Source organism: Paenibacillus naphthalenovorans (assembly GCF_001465255.1).
Classification (GTDB): Bacteria; Bacillota; Bacilli; order Paenibacillales; family NBRC-103111; genus Paenibacillus_G; species Paenibacillus_G naphthalenovorans.
Window position 1 is genome coordinate 3808007 of record NZ_CP013652.1, and the last position, 24510, is coordinate 3832516.

Genomic DNA, 24510 nt, shown 5'->3' on the forward strand with positions numbered 1-24510 from the left:
TCTCCAATTAACGGATTCAGGTTATATTTTCTTTGATAACTTGATAAAAGTCCTTAGAAAGTTTACTCCATGTATGGTGCTTTTCTACATATCTTCTTGCCTTTATTCCTACCAATTTTGTATGCTCTTTGTCAGATGCATAAAAAATTAATTGTTTTGCAAGATTATCACCAAAATTATTTTTAATAATGCTTCCTCCTTCAGCTTTCTCCAAAGGAGTTCCTTCTAAGTCACATAACAAAATCGTTGGTATTGAAGCTGCCATATAATCAAACATTTTATTTGGACTGATTCCCCATTTAAAAATTGGTGAGTCCTGTAGCGGCAGCAAGCCAACATTGACTTTACTTAAGATAGTTGGTATTATTTCTTTTCTTACCGGTGGTAGGAATGTTACATTATCCAGTTCTTCATTCACTTTTCTTTTTTCAAGCCTGGATTTTTCCGCCCCATTACCGATCAACAAAAAATGTATTTCGTTAAATCCTTGGTTTTTCAGAATTGATGCTGCATCCAATACGGCATCTAAATTGTTAGCTACACCTATTGTTCCGGTATAAACTGCAATAAACTTCCCTTTTAAACTAGAGAAAGTTTGATTAAGTTCATCTGTAAGCTCAACTGGTTCAATATCATTTCCATATCTTTCTATATCCGCACCATTAGGCAGATAAATAATTTTTTTAGAATCAATACCCTTTTGTTCAATATAGCCTTTAGCTTTGTCAAATAAAATCACAATTTTGTCCGCTTTTCTAAAAAGAAACATCTCTAGTTTACTCAAAAGCCATACGATGGGGTTCTTTTCTGATACCTTGCCTAAGTCGATTAAAGATTGAGGCCATAAATCACGTTCTTCAAAAAAATACTTACTTTTTTTCTTTGATGCTACAAAATAACCTAATAAAGCAGCCAATGGATGCATAAGCGATCCTATGCAAACGTCAGGTCTAACATCAGAGTTCATTGCCTCACGATAAGCTCTGATTGTATAGGCTATCATATTTTTAACTCTGCGAAAATCATTTTTTTGGTATGGCGGAGTTTTTACCCAAACAAAACGTACACCTGAATATTCTTCAGTGAGTGCATTAGTTTTATCGTCGTGGATATGAATTTCTTTTCTCATTTGATGATCAAAGGATGATGCAAAAATCGTCACATCACATCCTAATTTCACTAGCTCTTTAGCCAAATCATAATGTCTTGTTATCCCGCTTGTACCGGGAGCTATTGCATAGTGATTAAAAATCCAAATTTTCATTTTCAAGCCCCTTGTAAAGCTCAATTAGTTTTTTACTTTCAATTTCCCAATTGTATTGTTGCTCTATCGCTAAACGTCCATTTTTACCCATTTGCTCCGCTTCTTTGGGATGTTCTTTAAACCAATTAATAGCATCCGCAATAGCCTTCACGTCAGAGGGATCAACGCATATTCCACAATGATTGCCTTCAATTATTGTCTTCCATAACTTAAAATCGGATGCAATAACCGGTATCCCAGCTGACATATACTCAAACATTTTAATCGGTAAAGACTCCTTGAATGAATCAATCGGCTGCAGCACAACCAACCCTGCGATGCTGTCATCATATAATTCTTTTATCCCTTGTCTATCGATTTGACCTAGCTCTTTCACGTTATTCCATTTTGGTGATTGGCTAAGCTGCTTTCTGTGTTCATCATTCGTAAACAACCCAGCCAAAACCAGTCTAACGCCGGCTTCATAAGCAGCTTCAACCATTTGGTCAATTCCTCTAACTTGATTAATACCGCCTACATAACAAACTTGTTTACATTTAATGGACCATTCTTGAATAGTTGGAAATAATTCACTTAGTATAGGATAATTATTGACATTCACAGCTTTGCAACCAAGCTTTTGAAAACGTGCGGTTATGGCAGGAGTTGCTCCAATAACAACACACCGTTTGGCAATAAAATTTTCAATAGTTTCTGCTATGAATGCAACCGCTTTTCTAATAGGTTTAGGTATCCATTCCTTGGACATGATGTCTCGGGGGACATCCTCATGTACGTCATAAATAACATGCTTGCCTTGAAGGCTTAATAATAATGCGTAAGGTAACAGTTCCGGATCGTGAAAATGATAAACAGATGCTTCTAGTTTTTTAGCTTGCCTATAAACTCTCCAAGATGTAATAAGCATACGCTTTAATCTGGAAGCTTTCTTTTCAACGGAGTGTATATGAACACCTTGAGACTCTACATTTTTATAACCCGTAACAACTAAATGAGTTTCGAATCCTGCTTTCGCTAAAGATACACACTCTTTTAGATAGATTCTTACATCTAACGGTGAATGTACTGAGGTAAAGTGACATACTTTCATTTAAATTTCTACCTCAAATTTTTTTTCCCATAGAGCAACACTGTATAATCTCCATTGGGTTCTCATATCAAGCTTATCAAAAATTTTAATTAACTTTGCCATATCACAAAGATAATTCAATATTTTAGAAGTTTTAATTTGTTCCATCATATTCTTCTTATGCTTTCTCAACCATTGATTTTCAGGTGCTTCAAAACCAAATTTATTTTTGCGCCATACAATCTCATCAGGCATATGTTTGTCCATGATTTTTCTAAGTATATATTTTGTCCATCCTTGATGCATCTTATATTGGCCCGGTAAGGATAAAGCAATTCCCAAGGTCCTGTAATCTATGAAAGGCAGACGCGTTTCAATGGAATGCGCCATAGAATTCTTATCTTCATATCGAAGTAAAATAGGCAAATTAGAGCTTCTAATCTCTAACTCTTGTAACTCAAACTCATTTAAACAAGCCTTCGAAAAATCTTTCATGTGCTGGGGAATTTGATGTGGAAATTCTTTTAAATAACGATGTCTCCAAGCATAATATTTAAAACGTAACCTTGCAGAAAGTCCTCCTATTAAGTACATTAAAATAGTTTTCAGACTCATTTTACTATTATTCTGTGATGATTGTATAATCCCCTTTAATGCCGCTACGAAACCCTCTTTTTTGAAAATAGATGTGTAGTAGGCGGCATAATATTTCTCATAACCAAGAAGCGTCTCATCCCCTCCTTGACCGTCTAGTAATACTGTTATTCCATTCTCTCTCGCAGCCTTCATAACAAAGTACTGCATCGTCAGTGATGGGCTACCGAATGGTTCTTCTTGTGAATAAACAAGGTGATCCAAACTCTCTACGAAATCTTCATATGATGGTTTAACCTGAATCCAATTCATTCCACAATGTTCTGCTACAATTTTCGCAAAGCCTGACTCATCATTGTTGGACTGCGTACTAACAGCCGTTATTGCTGAAAAAGGAATATCACTATTTTCTTTATATAAAGTCGCAGCTATAGTTGCCACACTTGAACTATCTAGTCCCCCGCTTAAGCAAGTACCTACTTTAACATCAGAGCGTAATCTTAAAGCAATACCGTCTTTTAAAGTATCCCCATATTCCTTCTCGGCAGACTCATAAGAAAGACTTGCGATTCGATTTGATTTTTCAATTGAGTAGTAACGGTAAACATCAATACTATTTGATTTTAAATCGTACACTAAATTATGAGCCGCGGGTAATTTCAAAATATTTTGGAAGAAGGTTTCATTTTTATGATCTGAATAATTTGAAATAATAAAATCCAATAAAATTTGTTTATTAACCCTTCGCTGAGGCAGAAAACTAATTAGCTGCTTAATTTCAGAACCAAATACGAAAATTTGGTTATCATTATAGTAATAGAATGGTTTTACTCCATAACGATCACGCGAACAGAAAATAATCTTATTCGTTTTATCATATAACGCAAAAGCCCACATGCCATTAAACTGATTCACACATTCTTTACCCCAATGCTTGTATGCGGCTAATATTACTTCTGTATCCGAATTTGACTTAAATTCGAATCCATATTTGCGTAATTCATCTCTAATTTCAATAAAATTATAAATTTCCCCATTAAAAGTGATAGTATATTCGCCGTTTAAGTAATGCATCGGCTGGTGACCTTCTCCAGACAAATCCAAAATAGCCAATCTTCGATGACCGAAAGCAAAATTATCTTCACAATAATAACCGGCACCATCCGGACCACGATGAGTAACAATATCGGTTATTTCTTTTATTAAAGATGATTTCACGTGATTTCCATCCTTGTTAATAATTCCTGCAATACCACACATATAAATCTCCCTTAGTTGATGATATTTTTTTTTACTAAAGCCCTAATAATGCAAATTAATTTGTAAAATTGATTTATGATGCGTTTTAAAGTTAGTTTTGATTCTGTAATATCGCTTCTGGGAATCAAATATATAATTAAAAAACAAAGCGCAATTCCATGTGAAAGTAATGATGTAAGGAGTGAAGAGTTAGCTAATGTGAGTGCGGGAACACCTAACATCATACATGCTATGTTAAAATCTAAATCTTTTGAGATGCTATCATAGATCCATAAGATAACTGCAAATAACAAACTATAAATAATCATACCACCGAAGCCAAAATTAGCAAATGCGTCCGCCCATACATTTGCATTTGCCTCTGTAGTAGGACTATTATAAAAAAATTCCCCTATGAGAAAGGGTGGTTGGACGGAATACGGATACTCAACAATAGTTTTAAAAATACTATGACCGAGTAAAGCCTTAGCATTTTCGGTAAAAAATTGGTAATACTGGCCTGTTAATAATCCTGGCATTGTAATTGTTCTTTGCAATAACAAAGAAGACAAGATATTCGAATTCAGAACCGTATGAGAAAATATCGTTAATAATAAACAAAAGGCTCCTCCCCACAAGAAGACCGCCGCACCTCTATCTTTATTGAAGAACCGAGTAATTATATATATAGCAATAACTAATGCAATCGAGAAAAAAACACTTTTAAAACCACTTATTGAATAGATCATTAACTGCCCTAATAATCCTACCAAGAAAAAGCTATAGTTTCTTACTACTAACCCTTGAATCATAAATAAAGGGTTAAGAATATTTGCTTGCCATCCAATAATGTAAGGTAAGATACCACTTGCATAAGATATCGTATTAATATAATCTGTCCTAGTTTCATATACTTCGTTGAACGATAAATAACGCAAATTAAATCCAAATACTGAAATAATATAAGCATTAAATAGTAACCCAATAATTAATATAATAGGCCAAAAATATATTGATTTAATACTAACCTTTCTGATTTTTAATAAAGGCAATTTATAAATTAAGCTTAATCCGCTGAAAATCATTGTTAAAATTAATTGCATCAAGAGCAAATAATTATAATCCATCTTTATTGCGAATAATGGTATTAAAATAGATGGCATAAACACGATCATATATAACAACCAATATACAATCAATGACGGTCTCTTTAATGAATAAGGCATTAGCAAAGAAGGTAGCATCATTAATATATAAGCCATACATAAATTAAGTAACGGTGGCTCTTCATAGAAAAACCCCATATACTTATATGCTGGGGAAATAATATTTATATATGACCAGTTTAACAAGACAATGTACATAAGTACACCAATTAATACAGATACTCTTTTTAGCAACTGGTTCATGATTACTCTCCCAATACCTTTGTCCTGAATTGTGTTTGTTTTGAAGTACGAATAATTAGGTATAAATATATACCATATAAACCAACGTCACTAATAACTAAACATACTACAGTCATCAATACACTTTGAAACATAAGGCTAACCAACATTGCAATAGTGGTACTTAACATGTACATTAGTTGCCATAATGCTAAAATTCCTTGCTTATCGCAAATAATTAAAACGCTACTTAATGGTGAAACAACAAACCTTAATGCTATAGCAATTGACATAATTTGCGCTATGGTCCCCGCTAGTTCCCAACCATCACCAAAAGCTAATTTGAATAACCAAGGAGACAATTGAAGCACTAATAATATTGTCAATGAAATTATAGCCATTCTTTTAATGGCTTGCAAAACAATTGGATAAATATCCCCTTGTGTTTGAACTATCTCAGCTATTTTAGGTAAAAAAACTTGCGCTATAGAGGTTCCTATCAATGAAATCGGTAGATTAATCACTCGATAAGCAAGTCCGAATTGACCAGTTATGGAGTTTCCAAAAAAAATAGTAAAGAAAAATGTAGGCAGAGCAGCTGCGAGATTATCTATCAGAGAAGTTGCTGCATTTACTAGTGGGAACTTCTTATATTTTTTTGCTTGGTTAATTAAACCATGTACTGATATGGATGAAAAATAGAATTCTTTCTGAATATTCAGCTTTTGCTGCACATACAGTAATATCGTAACAATAATTTGTCCTAATATAAAACCATAAATTAATCCAGATTCCGTTGTTCCTACAAAAACAAATATAATTTGCAAAATTACCGTTGAAGTTATTTGAATAAGTTTTGAAAAAGCTAGTACTTTGAAAAATTGGGTTCGTATAAACCAATAATTCAGAGCTTGAAAAACTCCTATAAAAAACAATGAAACTGGTATTATCAAAGATATATTAGTTATCTTAAAAAAGCTTATTAAAATTACTTTAAAGATAATACATAATAAAAGTACTACTGCACTTGTGATGAATGTCATTATTAACGACAGGACAAAGAGATGGTATGCATCCTTCTTTTGTTCTGGTAGAACAATAGCCTGCTCATACCTTAAACACGCGATTACCATAATAACAGAAATAAGTGTCGTAAAATTTTGGTAACTACCAAATTGTTCTGGCGAATAGAGTCTAGTAATAATCGGAATCGTGATAAACCCAATAACCTGAGCCAGTGTTGTCCCGGTCATAAGCGTAATTACATTTCGAAGAAATCGATCCTGAAGCTTATTTGTGAACTTGGATAACACTGACATCAGATTATTCACCTTCTACATTTATAGCAAATAATAATTCTTTTTATTTTTTATATTGACTAAAGCATTTCTTGTATCTAAGATTGCGTTTGAGTGATCGGCTACAAGTTGATAATCGATACTAGAATGGTCTGTAGTAATCAACGTTAAATCTGCTTTTGAGAGCATTTCTTTTATTAAAACACTAGATTCGTATGCTTTCCCATTTCTTTTAAATGTAGGTATATGTGGGTCAGTATAAGAAACAATAGCTCCTTTAGACTCTAAAATATCAATGATGTGAAGTACTGGTGATTCCCGAATATCATCAATGTCTTTTTTGTAGGCTACACCTATTAAATGAATATTAGCTCCCCTAAGCGGCTTTGAAAATTCATTTAATATATCCGCGGCTTTATTAACAACAAATTCTGGCATACTATTATTTATTTCACCGGCCAACTCAATTAGACGTGTATGATAATTATATTCTCTTGCTTTCCATGTAAGATAGAACGGATCGATAGGTATACAATGTCCTCCTAATCCAGGTCCTGGATAGAAAGCCATAAATCCATATGGTTTGGTTTTAGCTGCATCAATTACTTCCCATACATTAATTCCCATCCGATCGCACAAAATAGCCATTTCATTTGCAAGAGCGATGTTAATATGTCTAAATGTATTTTCATAAATTTTTTCCATTTCAGCAATGGCTGGACTGGATACTTGATGGACTTCACTCTCAAGCACCGATGAGTACATCGTTGCGGCTACCTTAGTACAAAAGTCTGTTATTCCACCTACAACTTTTGGAGTGTTTTTCGTGTTGAACGACTTATTCCCTGGGTCAACTCTTTCAGGAGAATATGCCAAAAAGAAATCAACACCGCACACTAGCCCGGTTTGCTCTAGAATGGGCTTAACCAATTCTTCTGTAGTCCCCGGATAAGTAGTACTTTCCAGTACGACGAGCATTCCTGGGTGCAGATATTTTGCGATTTCTCTCGCAGAATTCTCAACATAGCTTGTATCAGGCTGCTGGTAAATATCTAACGGAGTAGGTACACAAATAGCAACAGCATCAACTTCATTGATGAATGAATAGTCTAATGTAGCTTTCAATCTTTGTTCACTGACGATTTGCTTTAAATCATTATCAACTACATCACCAATATAATTAATTCCTTTATTAACCAAATTCACTTTTTGAGCTTGTACGTCAAATCCAATAACTTTAAAACCTGCCTTTGCCTTTTCAACCGCTAATGGCAAGCCAACATAGCCTAATCCAACTACACCAATAATAGCTTCTTTTTTCTGAAATTTATTAATTAATTTTGTTGCTAAATCAGATAATTGTGCTTGTACCATAAATTATTTTCCTTCCTTTTTCAGATTGAAAAAGTCCCTTACCATATTAATCACATAATTCTGGTCACCAATGGAGAGTTCAGGATATAAAGGAAGTGCCATTGTACCTAATGCCGACTTTTCAGCGACAGGTAAACTGCCTATATTATAGCCAAGATCTAAATATACATTTTGCCTATGAAGGGGAACAGGATAATACACGCCCGACGAAACACCCTTTTCTTTTAAGTATTTCAACAGTTCGTCTCTATAATTGGTTTGGATTATATATAGATGGTATATTGATTGACGATCTTCTTTAACATAAGGAAGCTGTATTGGCAAGTCTGCTAGTGCTTCATTATAAATTTTTGCTTTTTCTACCCGGGCTTGATTCCAATTATCCAAATAAGGAAGTTTGACACTCAACATAGCTGCTTGGAGCGAATCAAGACGACTATTATAGCCAATCATTGAATGATAATATTTCGGATTGCTTCCATGAACTCTAAGTATTCTAATTTTTTGGGCAAGTTGATCATCATTCGTGACGATCATTCCACCATCACCATATCCTCCTAAATTTTTAGTCGGAAAAAAAGAAAAGCAACCAGCAGTACCTATCGAGCCAACTTTATTATTTTTATACAATGAACCGATTGCTTGGCATGCATCTTCTATGACATAAATTCCATGTTTCTCAGCAAGTTTCATTATCTCATCCATATCAGCGGGTTGTCCAAAAATATGAACTGGAATAATGGCCTTAGTTTTTTTTGTAATCGCCGTTTCTATGCTCTTTACATTAATATTATATGTGTCGGGTTCAATATCAACAAATACTGGAGTGGCTCCCACTTGAGAAATCACTTCAGCAGAAGCAAAAAAAGTAAATGGAGAGGTGATTACTTCATCACCTGGACCAATACCAAGTGCATCTAATGTTAGTAGTAAAGCATCTGTTCCGTTTGCTACACCAATTGCATGCTTCACATTACAGTAACTAGCTACTTCGTCTTCAAACTTCTTAACATAGGGTCCCATAATGTAGTTACCGCTCGCCAAAACCTTCAACACAGCAGCTTGAATTTCAGATTGAAGCGACTCATATTGTGCTTTTAGATCAAGTAATGGTATACTTTTCAAAGTCATAGTCATATTTTTTTCTCCGTTCTATATAGATTATCATAGTGTTACAGGTCTATTTAACTCTGAAGATTCATAAACGGCCAATACTAATTTTAATGCTTCTTTCCCATTTTCTCCACTTACCACGGGGTATCTATTAGGATTGATAACGCAGTGTGCCATGTCATTAATGATGATTGAATGTCCCGAAATACCATACGGGTCATTATGGATACCATTAACCAAAGAATCTGTTTCTTCTTGGTTATAGGCCTCAATTTGTATATGTTTGACCCAATTCGCTGTTGGACCACCAATGATAACAGATCCCTTTTCACCAAAAACACTAATGGATTCCTCAAGATTCTTGGGATAGATGGTCACAGCTGCTTCTATAACACCCAAAAATCCTTCTTCAAACTTAACTACAGACACTGCAACATCTTCTGACTCGATTTGCCTTAGCCGTGTTGCCGTATAACTTTGAACTTCCTTTATTGGACCAAATAACCAGATCATTAAGTCCAAATTATGAATAGCTTGATTCATTAAGACACCACCGTCAAACTGCTTTGTTCCCCGCCACGCCGCTTGATCATAATAAGCCTGGTTACGATTCCATCTAACGGTAGCATTAACATGACTTATTTTACCCAATAATTTATTCGCCATTGTATTTTTCAGCATTTGCATTGCTGGTCTGAATCTGTTTGGATGGACAACCGATAGTTTAACGTTGTTCTCCTTACAAACTGCAATAATTGCTTCCGCATCTTCCATAGTCAAAGCTATCGGCTTTTCAACAACAATATGCTTTTTGTAATTAGCTGCTATCATGGCTAACGGTTTATGAAGGCCGCTAGGAGTACATATATTAACTACCTCAATTTCCTTCCTTTGTTGAAGCATTTCCTCTATGGATGAAAAACCTTCTACATTGTATTGTTCTGAAAATTCCTTTAATCGTTCCGGATTGGTATCACAAATAGCGGCTAATTCAGCAATTTCTGAATTTTGAATAGATTCAATATGTTTTTTAGCAATGTGACCACAACCGACAATAGCGAATTTGACTTTCCTTTCACTTATCATTACTTACACTCCGATTCAATATTATAATGTAGTAATAACTCAGACGCTATTTTTCAAAGCTTTATAGATTGTGTATGGTGGCTTCCAACCTAATTCCGATTTTATTTTTGAATTATCGATTATTAATGACTCCGTAAGCTTTCTGATAAGATTTTTTTTGCCAAGTATGCCTGCCATGAATATTAATAAAGACTGTGGTATAGGTATTAATAGCAAATTTACATTCATTGCCTTGGCAATTTGTCTAATAAACTCAGTAGTTGATAGAGCCTCATCATCAGAAACATGATAGATACTTCCCGCTGCCTTTGAGTGCTGAGTACAAAGCACAATAGCATCAACCAAATTTTCAATAAATATGAAGCTTCTTTTATTGTAAATTGCTCCTAAGGGATTAGGAGTTCCCTTACGAATGATATTACTCAATCGCATGAAGTTACCAGGCGCTTTTGCTCCATACACCATTGGTGGTCTTAGAATAACCCACTCCATTGCGTTTTCGTCAGAAATTTGTTGCACAAGCTTTTCAGCTTCCCATTTTGAGATTCCATAAGGGGTTTCTGGCTTTGCCATTGATTCTTCATTTATTGGGACTGTACTCTGTTCTGCAACAACGGCTATGGAACTCATAAATATAAACCTTTTAACGCCAGCAATTGCAGCAGACCTGACCAAATGCTCAGTACCCTTTACATTAACGCGTCTAAACTCCTGCAATGGTTCCCTTGAAGTCTCATTTATTACATGAACTCTGGCAGCTAGATGGATAATAATATCCACATTATTTAGAATAGGTTCCCATTCCACTTCATCAAATGAACCTGTGATACGTATATATTCTACATTATTATTCAATTTAATAGGTTGCTCTTGACGTGAAACTGCAAGAACACGGTATTTTTCTGAAATAGCTTTAACCACAGCTTGACCAATATATCCAGTTGCACCCGTAACTAGTATAGTACTTATTTTGCACCCTCCTCATGATTAAAATGAAGAACTCAGCAATTTATTGATTTCATCTTTTTCCTCTGGATATTTTTCCAATAACTTCTGGTACATATTTTGATCAGTGGTATTCATTTTTAGAAGCGATGCAATATACCAGCGTGCTGTGAATTTGTGAATTGGTTGATCTAATTTTTCTGAAACGCCACGATAAAGAATTTGTGATGCTTGTTGGTAATCTCCTATTATATAATAATTTTTCCCAATTTCATAAGCAATTGTCGGTGTTACATAAAATGCTCTATCCACTTCTATCCCTTGTGGAAGCTGAGTAAGATTATTAGCCTTTTCTAGTACTTGATTGTAAAGCTTTAAAGCTTGATTCCAATAAACAGCCATCGCTTGTTGATCATTCTTAAGTCGTGAATTCTCCCACAATTGAGAAGAAACCACAATAGCTTTTTCGTAAAACCCAATATTCCAGACGGACGCATCAATTCCTTGAAGTGCAGTACTTAATGCTTTGTCAAGATCATTTTTGTTATAATATTGAGCAAACTCACGTTGTAGGATAAGCGGATTATTAGCTTCCTTTTTCTTAATATTGCTAATTGTCTCTTTTGCCTGTTCAAAAAATTGTTCATCCTTAGTTTGATTATACAATTGTGTCAATAAATCGATTTTCAATAAATTATATTGTGGATGAAAAGGTTGTAATTCTAGAGCACTATCTAACGTATTTGAAATTTCGTTATAATTCTTAGAATTGTTTAAAGTAATGAGCGTTTGAGCATACAAATTATTAGCTTTATAAAAACCGATGGATACAAATAACAAAACGAATGAACCAATAACCAGCAAAGAACCATAGCAATACCTATATACCACCGATTTATCAAACCAAGGTAAGCGAATAAAACTATCTTCTACAGAGACTGCCGTCATACATCCTAAACATAGAAAAAGGAGGATACCCAAGTATACAAAACTCATATCAAAGTCGAGCACACTATGTGTTAATAACGAGATACCTACAATAAAAAAGATTAGTGAACTTGACACAGCAGATTCATTATTTTTAAGAAAAAAGCGAATATATAAATATATAATGGATAGGATAAATACAAGAAAAAAAACAAATCCCACATATCCTACTTCATTTATATACTGCATGTAGAAGCTATGAGCCTGCCTACTTATATATGGAAAACTCTGATATTTTTCATATAACGCTGACCAGCCACCACCACCCGTTCCAAAGAAAGGATAATCCTTGGACAATTCAAATGAATCTGAATAAAAAGTGTTTCTGGAGAAAGCACTGCTCTGGTTCAAGCTTATGCTATCTACCCTTTCCTGTAATTTACTAGGAAGTAAAGGTTTAATTACGTCTACTCCAATTAATACACTAAAAGATAGTAAGATTATAGCCCCTGGCACAATAAGTTGGTATTTAATTCCCTGAAAGTTTAACCATTGCTTTTTTGAAATTATCCATTCGATAAGTATTATAATGGCTGCATTAATAAACACGGCTAGCAATAATATCATTAAACTTTGTAAAAACTCCTGTTGATTAAAACCATTTTTTACAAGATTACCTTGATAGCTAGTTAAATTATTTAAAATCAACAGAGAGGCCAGGCCAGATATAAAGAGGTAGCCAAGCATAAGGATTTGCTTTCTAACGGAAAGCAACATTAATATCCCAATTAATATAACAGGTGCTACCAAAAGTGCGCCCCTAGAAAAAGTCAACAAAAAAGAAATCATAATTGGCAATACCATGAGACTATGCAAGCTTTTAACCACGAAGTTTTTAGATGAAATAATCAAATAAATCGAACTATATAATATTCCCAGAAGCAATGCAGCGTAAGAATTTGGGTATTGGAAAACACTCGTTATTCGTTCATTAAACACGGCATCTTTATAATTAATAAAACCAAACCAATTGACTATACCAAACAATACAATTAAGTAGCCAGTAAACATGACAATATTCGAAATTATGTTAGAATACTGACTTCTACTACTTAACAGTAGACCTACTAAATAAAATATGGTATAGAGCAAACTAATCATAACAGAAACCTTAGCACTATGATAAGAAGCCGGTTCTAGTAAAAAGGAAACCCAATAGCTAAGCGGTATAATCATTACCACCAAACCAAAAAAGCCTTTGTTTGCGAAGGCTTCTTTATTATTGAAAATATATACCGATATTAGAAATAAACATATCGCGCCCCAAATAAATGAACCAAAAAGTGGACCCTCAAAGTCCGTACTATTTCCATTGAATAAAGCTTTATAAAAAGGTGAGATACTCATAAATCCCAAAAGAAACGTTAGTATCAGCCAGTATATAATACCTTTTTCTTCTTTAACATTTTTTTTAATCATAATTATTTTCCTTTTTTATTTATTTGCTTTACGATCAATGGTGGCAACCATTTCTAATGATGCACTCAATGCTTCTCTTGTTGCTTCATTAAGTGACTCTGAAGAGGAATATGAAGGCAAGATCTGTCTCAATGTAAGTTTCACTTCTGACGGTGTAACAGATCCATCTTTCTTTAATAATTCATCTATCCGCGCCATCATAGTAGCGAACTGATCGGCGGAAAGATTCGACGGTTTGCCAACATAAATTCGGTCATGTTTTGTTGCAGAAGTGCCCTCTTCATTGGTCAACAACTCTTCAAATAATTTCTCTCCAGGTCTGATACCAGTAAATACGATTTTAATGTCTTTGTTAGGATCAAGACCTGAAAGTTTAATTAAATCATAGGCTAAGTCAGCTATTTTCACAGGCTTTCCCATATCCAAAATAAATATCTCACCGCCACGTGCCAATGCTCCAGTTTGAATTACTAATTGTACGGCTTCTGGTATTGTCATAAAGTAACGAACCATGTCAGGATGAGTAATAGTAACGGGTCCACCTTCTTTGATTTGCTTCTTAAAAATAGGGATAACACTGCCGCGGCTTCCTAAAACATTCCCAAATCTAACTGCGGAGAATTGTGTTTCACTTATTTTATCCAGAGATTGGATGATTAACTCAGCTATTCTTTTCGTAGCCCCCATTACATTTGTCGGGTTCACTGCTTTATCAGTTGATATCATAACAAATCTAGAAGCATTAAATTCATGAGCGCATTCAGCTACATTCTTGGTTCCCAGAATATTATTTTTAATGGCTTCCATCGGATTCTTCTCCATTAAAGGGACATGCTTGTGTGCTGCAGCATGAAAAATAACCTCAGGATTGAAATAGCTAAACACTTGTCTTAATCGGTTTTTATCTTGAATGTCTGCAATAATTGGTTCTATTAATAGCTCGGGAAATTTCTTTCGAAGTTCAAGTTCGATTTCATATATACTGTTTTCTCCATGTCCCAATAACAATAACTGCTTTGGTCTAAAACTCGAGATTTGTCTGCATAATTCTGAACCAATAGATCCCCCTGCTCCAGTAACTAGGACTACTTTATCAAAAAGATAGGAGGCAATTTCATTTAAGTTCAATTTTACTGGTTCTCTACCAAGTAAATCCTCCACACTAACATCTCGAATACTACTAATACTTAAGTTTCCATTTATTAAATCATTTATTCTTGGTATGATATTTACTTTTACACCTGTCTTTTTACAAATTTCGAGAATTTCTATTATTTCATCTCGTGTGGCCGAAGGTAATGCAATAATAATATCTTCAATTTTCAACTTCTCGACAATACTTGGAATATCGTGTCTATTACCTAGAACGCAAACCCCTTGAATTTCCAACATGTATTTGTGGGGATCATCATCAACAAAAGCAACCGGATAATATTCCGAATTAGGTTTATGCCTCAATTCTTTTAAAACCATACTGCCTGTATTGCCGGCACCTACAATAAGTGCTCTTCTATGATGAGGTTGAATGCTTAAATAACTACTTCTGACAATTCTCCAAATAAACCTGGATCCACCAATAATCATAATAGTGATCATTGCTGAAATAATATAGGTACTTCGAGGAACAATAATTTCAGGAATAAAATACTTCACGATATAATGATGAAAAATAAAAAATAAAGCAGTTGCAATTAGAACAGATTTTATAATAGTTAATATATCTCCTACACTTGCGTACTGCCATAATCTCTTGTAGATTTTAAAATAAAAGAAACAGCTTATAGTTAATAGAACTTGACTTAGAATTACATAAGGTAAAAAAGTCGTAAATGGTGGTCGAACATCGAAGTCGAACCTTAATAAAAATGAAAGATATACAGAAAAAGATACCATTAGTATATCAAAACAAATAAGCACAAAGGTCCTTTGATGCCTATTCATATATGCCTCCTTAAGCATCTGGGCTAACTTTAATCGGAGAATCGTAAATTAAACTTCTTTCCCACATATATCGAACAACCACCATAAACACTGAAACAAGGATGCTCAATATTAATGCTATAACTATATTTAACGTTTTATTTGGTCCAATAGGCTCGGTCGGTTCAAGAGCGGGGGTAATCACAACCGCTTGAACTCCATTTATACGATGTATCACATTTTGTTCGTATGGTGAATTCTGAAGCTTTTCAATTGCCTCCTGGTTTTCTTTAATCCTCATTTCATAATTGCTTTTTTCTGCTTGAAGCTTGCTTATGTTGACTAATTGCTCGTTGGCCTTGTTTTTTAAATTTACAAAAACCGGGTTAACCTCCTCAGAATCAAAAGTGATAGTACCAACAATTTTACCCGATTGATTCATTTCTTCTTGAAGAATAGACTGCAGATACGGATCCTCTGATAACGCTTTTTTTACCGTTATTTTCTCAGGAATTTTAGCTAATTGACTGTTTGCTTGGTCGTATTCCTTCTGCAACGACTGTAGCTCATTCTCAATGGAAATAATTTTCTTTCTATAATCCACAATCAAGTCCAATCTGTCAGAGATGTCTATATTAGCCGCCAATTCATGTGCAATAAAATCTGCAATTTGAACGGCAATCTTAGATTTATCATTCTTAGCCTTGATTACAATAAGATTTTCTTTTTCTAGTTTAACATTGACAGAATTTTTCAGCCTTTTTACGGTTGATGTGTATTCTAACTGATTTTTTAATTTTTGGATCGTATGGTCACTTTCCATTTGTGCTACTAAAGCAGACATATCTTTAGGTTGTTGCTCTTCATTTTTTACTTGATTGATGGTTACTAAGGTGGTGGCTTCATAAATTGGAGGGGCAACTAAGTATGAATATATGATTGATATTAATAAAGATGCAATTACAAATGAAATAATAAAAATCTTACCTCTCCAAATTGCCATTACAAGCTGCGATACTTTAATTTCATCTTGCTGCATATTAAATTTCTCTCCCTAAAAAACAGAATTACACATAATTCTACATAATTTACCGAATATAAACTTAATTTATTATACTTTGTTTGTATATCATAAACAAGTTGAAATACTTACAATGAAAATTAGCACCTGTTCATACAGGCATTATCAGTGAATTATGCCCAAATCGCTCACAAACAAATCGCCAGTATAGTTTTGAAATATGCCGAACTGCAATCGAAATTTCGCATTTGGACAGATGAATTGCTCGTGGAAATTCAGTGATGCAAATCAAACTAATTGGGAGCTAAAAATTGCAGAAGCGACCAACGCAGTGATTATAAACTCTTTGACCGATAACACCTTTGCTTCTTGCAAAAGAGGAAACAAGCACAGCGCACCATCATCTACGATCTTGAATTCTTTACTTAGCCGGTTTCATCAATTCTTACTCCAAAAACTCCTTACTTCTGTGCAACTCTTTCATTTTAGGGTGTTCAACCCATACCTAAAAATGATATAGTAGAATTTATTAAAAATCATAGAAAATATAGGAGGATTACTACAATAATGAAAACCGTTGTTATGAAAAAAGTCGCTCAAGCTCTTGCGGCGCTGATGATCGTATCCATGTTATCTCCGGTTTTGGCTTTCGCCGCTTTCGACGATTTGTCATCGCATTGGGCCAAGAAGGATATCGAAGCTTTAGTTGAACAAAAGATTGTAGATGGAGTTACGCCTACGCAATTCGAACCGGAGCGCAGCATTACGCGTGCCGAATTTGCCGCACTGGTGGTTCGTTCGTTGGGTCTGACCTCGGTTACTTCCAGTACGTACTTTAACGATGTGGATGCATCGGACTGGTATGCGGATACGGTTTCAACCGCAACCTATGCGGGTTTGATCAATGGCTATGAGGATAACAGCTTCCGTCCCGCAGCTCCGGTGACTCGTGAAGAGATGGCTGCCATCGTCATTCGTGCACTTACATATGCCGATGTGGCTACCATTGTACCAGCGGACACACAAAAAGAACTCCTCGCTCAGTTTAAAGATTCCGATCAAATCGTATGGGCCCACAAGGAAATTGCAGCGGCGCTGAATGCCAAAATTATAAATGGCATGACTGCTGACACCTTCAATCCTGCAGGCACAGCTACACGCGCTCAAGCGGCAGCCGTGGTCAATCGCTATTTGCCTTATACAAAGTAATATAGCCATTGATTTTAAAAAGACTCGAATTCCGGTTCGGGTCTTTTTTATAACCCCTAAAGCAACTACTGAGCAATACATTTAAAGTCTGCCCTTACCTCAAATCGAGTAGGAGAGGGCGGCTAACCCCCGTCCTCTCACCTATGAAAACATGCAAGTCCCTTGTTCAAAAAATATGTATTGCTTGATTTGGATCGAAAAATGGCAATAACAAACTGGACCGGGCCATTTTCGTTTTTTGACCCTGCCTGCATTTTCCCTGGCTTGCTTTTCAATCATGCTGAATAGATCATCCATGGAAGCTCTGCGGCTTGCTTTTGCATCTTCTTAAGCTTTCTCTCCAGCAAGTCCTTCCGCAGATCCCTATATTCCTCTTGCCTAACCAACACAGCCCATATGATGTGCAGTAACTTGCGAGCCGTTGCTACAATCGCAATCTTATACCCTTTCTTCTCCTTCAACCCTAAGTAAAAAGCACGTAATTTCCCCTTGCTCTGAATGGCTCGCTGCGCGCATTGCACCAGAATCCATCGCAGTGTTGCTCGTCCCTCTTTCGTTATGTTCCCCGTATAACGCGTTTTTCCGGATTGATGAACGGATGGCACAAGTCCGGTATAGCATGCTAGCTTCTTTGGAGAAAGAAATCTTGTCACATCCCCAATTTCTGCAAGGATGGTTAAAGCACTCAACACCGATATGCCCGGTATACCCATAAGTAAGGGTACATTAGGGTTTTTCTTGGCCCTTGCAAACCAATCTGCTTCTAATGCGTTCATTTCTTGTTGGACAAAATCCAATAACTTCAGTGATGAACATAAAACGATTTGTTCCATTGCCGGCAGCGTAACCTTCTCTAAATACTTCCGTCAGGTATTCTTCTTTATTAGGCACCCAACTCTCTGGAATAAAGTCAGCCGCGAGCAACTGAGCTAGAATTTGAGCTTCAAGGGCATCTGTCTTTACACGCGCTTCCGCAATGGCGTGGGTTTTCAGAGGATTAGCAACAACAACTTGTCCGGGATAGTCTGATAAGATATCATGAATCCAGAAGGCGTTGCTGGTGGCTTCCATGACGACTCGAGTTTCGGGATCTAGGGTTTTGGCGAACTCCTCCCAAGACTCTCACGTGTTGGCTATCCGAAAACGTCTTTTTTGTTTGTTTGGGCCGATCTCACATCCTTCCGTATATTTTTGATGCACATCCAGGCCAATAAAGCGCATTTCCATCCCCTCGTTAAGAATAAAATGCAGGCACAGTTGCTTTTACATTCACCTATACGTGGGCTTGGCCACAACCGGGTGAGGCGAGGAGGCGATTAAACACACCAACGGGATTATTTCATCCCAGTGAGAGGGCAATCGCCCCGACTACAGCTTTCTCCGAGACCCTACTCTGATTGTAGCCTCCGGCTTCCTTCAGATTCCGCCTCGCGGCGACACCCTTGCCCTTGGCTAACGGTAGGCGCTCGCCAGCCCGTTTGGGACTTTCACCCTAGAGATGACGCCCATGCTGGGCGTACACAAAAAAACAGCATCCCCCAAGAAAGGGATGCCGCTTTTCCATACGGGACAGGCCGGATTAGAATCCGCCCATGCCACCCATACCGCCCATGCCGCCCATGTCAGGCACAGCAGGCTTTTCTTTTTCCGGTTTGTCAGCGATAACCGCTTCGGTTGTCAGGAACATAGCCGCTACGGATGCTGCGTTTTGAAGCGCGGAACGCGTTACTTTTGCAGGGTCAACGATACCGGATTCGATCATGTTAACCCATTCGCCGGTAGCAGCGTTGTAGCCGATGCCAACGGATTCTTTTTTCAGGCGTTCAACGATAACGGAGCCTTCTTGACCAGCGTTTGCTGCGATCGTACGAACCGGCTCTTCCAGAGCGCGCAGAACGATGTTTACGCCTGTTTTCTCGTCGCCTTCAGCTTGTACAGCCGCTACAGCTGCATATACGTTCACAAGGGCTGTACCGCCGCCTGCTACGATACCTTCTTCTACAGCCGCACGGGTAGCGTTCAGAGCATCTTCAATGCGAAGCTTGCGCTCTTTCAGCTCTGTTTCAGTTGCAGCGCCGACTTTCACGACAGCTACGCCGCCGGACAGCTTAGCGAGACGCTCTTGCAATTTTTCTTTATCGAAATCGGAAGTGGTTTCTTCCAATTGAGCACGAATTTGCGAGATACGAGTGCCGATGTCTTTTTTGTCGCCAGCGCCGTCTACGATGATCGTGTTTTCTTTCGTTACGCGAACTTGGCGAGCAGAACCGAGTTGTTCCAGCGTAGTGGATTTCAGATCCAGACCGAGCTCTTCCGTAATCACTTGGCCGCCGGTCAGAGCAGCGATATCGCCCAGCATTGCTTTGCGGCGGTCGCCGAAGCCAGGAGCTTTAACAGCTACACAAGTAAACGTTCCGCGCAGTCTGTTCACTACAAGAGTAGCCAGCGCTTCGCCTTCTACGTCTTCTGCGATGATCAAGAGCTGCTTACCGGATTGAACAACTTTCTCAAGAACAGGAAGGATTTCTTGAATGTTAGTGATTTTCTTGTCCGTGATCAGGATATGCGGGTTCTCCAGAACAGCTTCCATTTTGTCTGTGTCCGTAATCATGTACGGGGAAATGTAGCCGCGGTCAAATTGCATACCTTCAACCACTTCAAGCTCGGTAGCAAAGCCTTTGGACTCTTCAACGGTGATAACGCCGTCTTTGCCCACTTTTTCCATAGCTTCAGCGATCAATTCGCCTACTTCGTCGTCAGCAGCGGAGATCGCAGCAACTTGAGCGATGGATTGCTTGCCTTCGATCGGCTTGGAGATTTTGGCCAGCTCTTGAACGGCAGCTTTAACCGCTTTGTCGATACCTTTGCGGACAATCATAGGGTTCGCGCCGGCAGTCACGTTCTTCAGACCTTCGCGAATCATCGCTTGAGCCAAAACGGTAGCCGTCGTCGTACCGTCGCCAGCGATATCGTTGGTTTTGGTTGCTACTTCTTTTACAAGTTGAGCGCCCATATTCTCGAATGCGTCTTCGAGTTCGATTTCTTTAGCGATGGTTACACCGTCATTGGTGATGAGCGGGCTTCCGAATTTTTTCTCCAGAACCACGTTTCGGCCTTTTGGACCCAAGGTAACTTTTACTGCGTTAGCCAAAGCGTCAACCCCGCGAAGCATCGAGCGGCGAGCGTCTTCACTGAACTTGATTTCTTTTGCCATGAGTAAACCCTCCTAAATCGATTTTGATGAATCATTTATTTTACCATTCGGATATTTTCATAAGTAAAAACACAATACTTAAGTATAAAGCGCGAAGATATCCAGTACCAATCCTTATTAAGCCAAGATAGCAAGGATATCGCTCTCACGCATGATGAGCAGCTCGCGGCCGTCGTATTTCACTTCAGTGCCAGCATATTTGGAGAAAATGACGCGGTCGCCTTCTTTAACTTCAAGCGGCACGCGTTCGCCGTCTTTGAGTGTACCGCTGCCTACTGCTACGACTTTACCTTCTTGCGGCTTTTCTTTCGCCGTGTCAGGCAGTACGATTCCGCTTGCGGTCGTTTCCTCCTTAGCGATGGCTTCAATGACTACGCGATCACCCAACGGTTTGATCATGAGAAAATAGCCTCCTTTAAATTTTGGTTGGTTTTATTAGCACTCGTATGTGTTTAGTGCTAACAACAATTCTTATGATACTCACTTCGCATGAATTTTGCAAGTGGTTTTACAACAATTTTACACCCCTCTCATTGTAACCACGGGAGAACAAAATATACGGAAGAACAGTACAATGATTTCAAGTGAGTATATATATATCACAGCTAAAATAATTAACTGCACAGTACCAGCAAAAACTCGGAAACGTCTACAGCAATGCGAACGAAAATCAGGACATCGTCTGATTCGCAGCCTGAAACGAAACGGCCTTGTTCCGACAAGAATTCTTCTTCTGATTCTCCAAAACAAAAAAGCCTGTCAATCGACAGACTTTACAGCCGTTTCGGCTCCCTCATATTCCCAGGCTTGATCCTGAAGCAGCTGCTTCCGGTACATCCTCCCCGAAAGAAAGACGCTAAACTCGTACAGCCCGATCATCGGCACCGATACAATGATAGCGGAGGCTGCATCAGGCGGTGTGATCAAGGTGGATATGACAACCAGCAGCAAGTATGCATAGCGGCGGAACTTCCGGAGCAGCATCGGATTAAGCAAACGTATTTTCGTGAGGAACAATACGACAATCGGAAGCTCAAATACAAGCGCCAGAGGAATAAGGATATTGAACATAAAAGAGAAATATTGAGTCACGCCGTACGTTTCGCTAAGCTGCAGGTTCTCGGTAATCGTAGTGGTAAATATAAAAGCCATCTGAAACACAACGAAATAACCGAACGCGAGGCCCAGCAGAAACATCAGAAAAGCAAACGGCACATAGATCAGCGAGGCCTTCCGTTCGATCGGCTTAAGGCCAGGCTTCAAAAAAGCCCAAACCTGGTACAGGGTAAAGGGCAAGGTGATCAGCAGCCCCATGACCAGTGCAAAATTCATATACAATTTAATCGCATCCCAGGGCGAAAACACGTTCCAGCTGATTTTGCTCGCCGGCGGGACGGACTTCAAATACGTGATCAGCGGCTGGGCGGCAATCAATCCGGCCACCATACCGAGCACAAGCACAATAATGACCCAGATGATGCGTTTACGCAGCTCGGTCAAGTGCTCGACAAGTGTCATGCCGTCATCTTGTTCCATGTCGTTTCACCTCATTAATCCGGAAGTCTGCGGGGATCCTGGCGGTGATCCGTAGGAATGGCCTGGGGCTGTTCAGATTCCTTTACACTGGAATTGGCAGGGGTGACGTCTTTACGTCCCGGAGGCACGGGTTCTTCATCAGACAGCAATTCGCGCGTTCCCTGTTTGAATTCACGAAGTGTTCTGCCAAGGGAACGCCCCAATTCCGGTAGTTTGTTCGGCCCGAACAGCAGCAGCGCTATGACGGCGATCAGCAATATTTCTGAGAAGCCTAAATTTCCAAACACAGCAATCGTCCTTTCCAGCTAATTAGCTCGTTGCCAAAAACTCAGCAATTGTACAAGCCGCCGTATCCCATCTCGGTAATATCGTCCCGGGTGATCATTTCTCCTGCGCAAATACGCGGTAAAAGAACATCAAACGAGGTGTAAGGATCATGCATGACGCAGCCGGGCAGCCCCATGATCGGGATCTCATCGAGATATCCGATCAGCAGCATCGAACCCGGCAGCATCGGCGTCCCGTAGCTGACGATGCGCGCACCGGCCTGCTTTATGGAGCCCGGGGTGCGATCGTCAGGGTCAACGGACATGCCTCCCGTGACAAAAATCGCGTCTGCTCCCTCTTCCTTGAACCTGCGTATTTCCCTGACAATGATCTCGCTATCGTCCGGAGCAAAGCGCTGCTCTATGACTTCCGACCCTAAGGCAGCCAGCTTTTCCCGCACCACAGGTCCGAATTTGTCCTGGATCCGGCCTTTAAACACCTCGCTGCCCGTCGTGATTAACCCGACGCGCAGCTTCTTAAACGGCTTAACCTCCACAAGCGGTCCGTCCGCTGCCGCAATCCGTTCCACCTCCGCAATCCGCGCTTCTTCAATAATCAGCGGGATCACACGCGTACCCATCAATCCCTGCCCTGGGTGGACGACCGAATTGGTCCGGATGGTGGACATGATGATTTGGTCGAGGGAGTTTACCTCGTCGATGCGTGCTTTATCGATTTTGGCGAGGCCGTGAATGGTTGATTTCAGCGTAATTTTTCCTTCATGGGGCTCGGTCAGCTGAACATTTGCGCCTAGCGCGGCCTTGGCCATGCGCAGAGCCGCCTCGTCCTCGTGCAGGATGCCCTTCTCCAACCGGATCGTATAGATATGCTCCTTACCGATGCTTAGCAGCGCGGGGATGTCCTCTTCGCGGATCACGTGACCTTTTTTGAACAAACGCCCCTTGAATTGACCCGGGATGATCTGCGTCAGGTCGTGCGCAAGCACCATCCCGACTGCCTTCTCAACAGCAACCTCTTCAAGCATAGATTCAAGCTTCACGGCCATGATCCCCTTCACGTCCGGTCAGAATCGCCAGCGCATGAGGCAGCTGATCCATAATGGCGGACAAGTTCTCCGACACGCCCTTCGGGCTGCCGGGCAAGTTAATGATCAGCGTTTTTCCGCGAATCCCGGAAACGGCCCGGGACAGCATAGCGCGACGCGTTTTCTGTAAAGAGGACATGCGCATCGCCTCGGCGAATCCAGGAGCCTCACGGTCGATAACGCTTAAAGTCGCTTCAGGAGTAACATCGCGAACGGCCAGCCCCGTACCGCCCGTCGTGAGGATCAGATCAGCTTTGAAATAGTCGGTCATCTCAATCAGCCCCGCCATAATTTCGTCTTTTTCGTCCGGTACGATGCGGTACTCGATAATTTCTCCGTTCATTTCCTCTTCGATCAGCTCACGGATCACCTGTGCACTTGTATCTTCCCGCTCCCCACGGGAACCCGCGTCGCTTGCAGTCAAGATAGCCACTTTCCAGCGCATAAACCTGCTCCTCCCCT

21 protein-coding genes are annotated in these 24510 nt (G+C 38.9%); 1 reads left to right on the forward strand and 20 read right to left on the reverse strand.

All coding sequences use genetic code 11. The features are described 5' to 3' along the window. Nucleotides 1-16 precede the first annotated feature (16 nt). The 12 genes from IJ22_RS18665 to IJ22_RS18720 are packed head-to-tail and all read right to left on the reverse strand — an operon-like array spanning nt 17 to nt 16735. Nucleotides 17-1264, reverse strand: a complete 1248-nt coding sequence (locus IJ22_RS18665) for a glycosyltransferase family 4 protein (RefSeq protein ID WP_062409899.1) — start codon at nt 1262-1264, stop codon at nt 17-19. Beyond that, nucleotides 1245-2354, reverse strand: coding sequence for a glycosyltransferase family 4 protein (locus IJ22_RS18670; RefSeq protein WP_062409900.1), 1110 nt, complete (start codon nt 2352-2354; stop codon nt 1245-1247). The genes IJ22_RS18665 and IJ22_RS18670 overlap by 20 nt, the downstream gene beginning before the upstream one ends. Then, nucleotides 2355-4187, reverse strand: a complete 1833-nt coding sequence (gene asnB, locus IJ22_RS18675) for an asparagine synthase (glutamine-hydrolyzing) (RefSeq protein WP_062409901.1) — start codon at nt 4185-4187, stop codon at nt 2355-2357. Nucleotides 4188-4198: 11 nt separating this feature from the next. Then, the gene (locus IJ22_RS18680; RefSeq protein WP_062409902.1) at nt 4199-5575 is read right to left on the reverse strand and encodes an oligosaccharide repeat unit polymerase; all 1377 of its coding nucleotides are present in this window, start codon (nt 5573-5575) and stop codon (nt 4199-4201) included. 2 nt (nt 5576-5577) lie between these two features. Next, a complete protein-coding gene (locus IJ22_RS18685; protein ID WP_062409903.1) occupies nt 5578-6873 on the reverse strand; it encodes an oligosaccharide flippase family protein in 1296 nt (431 codons plus the stop codon). Nucleotides 6874-6894: 21 nt separating this feature from the next. Further along, complete coding sequence (locus IJ22_RS18690; RefSeq protein ID WP_062409904.1) at nt 6895-8226, reverse strand: nucleotide sugar dehydrogenase; 1332 nt, start codon at nt 8224-8226, stop codon at nt 6895-6897. 3 nt (nt 8227-8229) lie between these two features. Beyond that, nucleotides 8230-9363, reverse strand: coding sequence for a DegT/DnrJ/EryC1/StrS family aminotransferase (locus tag IJ22_RS18695; RefSeq protein ID WP_054819927.1), 1134 nt, complete (start codon nt 9361-9363; stop codon nt 8230-8232). A 27-nt stretch (nt 9364-9390) separates the two neighbouring features. Beyond that, nucleotides 9391-10425 carry a Gfo/Idh/MocA family protein gene (locus IJ22_RS18700; protein ID WP_062409905.1) on the reverse strand — a complete coding sequence of 345 codons (1035 nt, stop codon included), beginning with the start codon at nt 10423-10425 and terminating at the stop codon, nt 9391-9393. 39 nt (nt 10426-10464) lie between these two features. Beyond that, entirely contained in the window at nt 10465-11394 is a 930-nt protein-coding gene (locus tag IJ22_RS18705) for an NAD-dependent epimerase/dehydratase family protein (RefSeq protein WP_074730071.1), read from the reverse strand. Nucleotides 11395-11412: 18 nt separating this feature from the next. Beyond that, nucleotides 11413-13776, reverse strand: a complete 2364-nt coding sequence (locus tag IJ22_RS18710) for an O-antigen ligase family protein (protein WP_062409906.1) — start codon at nt 13774-13776, stop codon at nt 11413-11415. A 15-nt stretch (nt 13777-13791) separates the two neighbouring features. Further along, the gene (locus IJ22_RS18715) at nt 13792-15717 is read right to left on the reverse strand and encodes a polysaccharide biosynthesis protein (RefSeq protein WP_074730073.1); all 1926 of its coding nucleotides are present in this window, start codon (nt 15715-15717) and stop codon (nt 13792-13794) included. Between the two features lie 10 nt (nt 15718-15727). Continuing rightward, a complete protein-coding gene (locus IJ22_RS18720; protein WP_062409907.1) occupies nt 15728-16735 on the reverse strand; it encodes a Wzz/FepE/Etk N-terminal domain-containing protein in 1008 nt (335 codons plus the stop codon). A 549-nt stretch (nt 16736-17284) separates the two neighbouring features. On the opposite strand from IJ22_RS18720, the gene IJ22_RS18725 reads away from it, so the two are divergent. Next, a complete protein-coding gene (locus IJ22_RS18725) occupies nt 17285-17926 on the forward strand; it encodes an S-layer homology domain-containing protein (protein WP_054819918.1) in 642 nt (213 codons plus the stop codon). A 275-nt stretch (nt 17927-18201) separates the two neighbouring features. Here IJ22_RS18725 and IJ22_RS18730 read toward each other — a convergent pair whose 3' ends face one another. The 8 genes from IJ22_RS18730 to IJ22_RS18760 all read right to left on the reverse strand — a co-directional run bounded on the left by IJ22_RS18730 (nt 18202) and on the right by IJ22_RS18760 (nt 24493). Next, nucleotides 18202-18759: an IS110 family transposase gene (locus IJ22_RS18730; RefSeq protein ID WP_062409908.1), complete on the reverse strand. Its 558-nt coding sequence runs from the start codon at nt 18757-18759 to the stop codon at nt 18202-18204. Further along, entirely contained in the window at nt 18653-18997 is a 345-nt protein-coding gene (locus IJ22_RS26385) for an IS110 family transposase (RefSeq protein ID WP_160327395.1), read from the reverse strand. The genes IJ22_RS18730 and IJ22_RS26385 overlap by 107 nt, the downstream gene beginning before the upstream one ends. A 508-nt stretch (nt 18998-19505) precedes the next feature. Beyond that, nucleotides 19506-21140 carry a chaperonin GroEL gene (gene groL, locus IJ22_RS18735; protein ID WP_062409909.1) on the reverse strand — a complete coding sequence of 545 codons (1635 nt, stop codon included), beginning with the start codon at nt 21138-21140 and terminating at the stop codon, nt 19506-19508. A gap of 117 nt (nt 21141-21257) precedes the next feature. Then, on the reverse strand, nt 21258-21539 hold the full coding sequence (gene groES / locus IJ22_RS18740) for a co-chaperone GroES (protein ID WP_054820237.1): 282 nt from the start codon (nt 21537-21539) through the stop codon (nt 21258-21260). Nucleotides 21540-21899: 360 nt separating this feature from the next. Continuing rightward, on the reverse strand, nt 21900-22676 hold the full coding sequence (gene tatC / locus IJ22_RS18745) for a twin-arginine translocase subunit TatC (RefSeq protein WP_062409910.1): 777 nt from the start codon (nt 22674-22676) through the stop codon (nt 21900-21902). Between the two features lie 14 nt (nt 22677-22690). Continuing rightward, the gene (locus IJ22_RS18750; protein ID WP_054820236.1) at nt 22691-22963 is read right to left on the reverse strand and encodes a twin-arginine translocase TatA/TatE family subunit; all 273 of its coding nucleotides are present in this window, start codon (nt 22961-22963) and stop codon (nt 22691-22693) included. A 41-nt stretch (nt 22964-23004) separates the two neighbouring features. Beyond that, complete coding sequence (locus IJ22_RS18755) at nt 23005-24003, reverse strand: molybdopterin-binding protein (RefSeq protein WP_082661024.1); 999 nt, start codon at nt 24001-24003, stop codon at nt 23005-23007. Then, nucleotides 23993-24493, reverse strand: a complete 501-nt coding sequence (locus tag IJ22_RS18760; protein WP_062409912.1) for a MogA/MoaB family molybdenum cofactor biosynthesis protein — start codon at nt 24491-24493, stop codon at nt 23993-23995. Before IJ22_RS18760 ends, IJ22_RS18755 begins: the two co-directional genes overlap by 11 nt. Between the last annotated feature and the right edge of the window lie 17 nt (nt 24494-24510).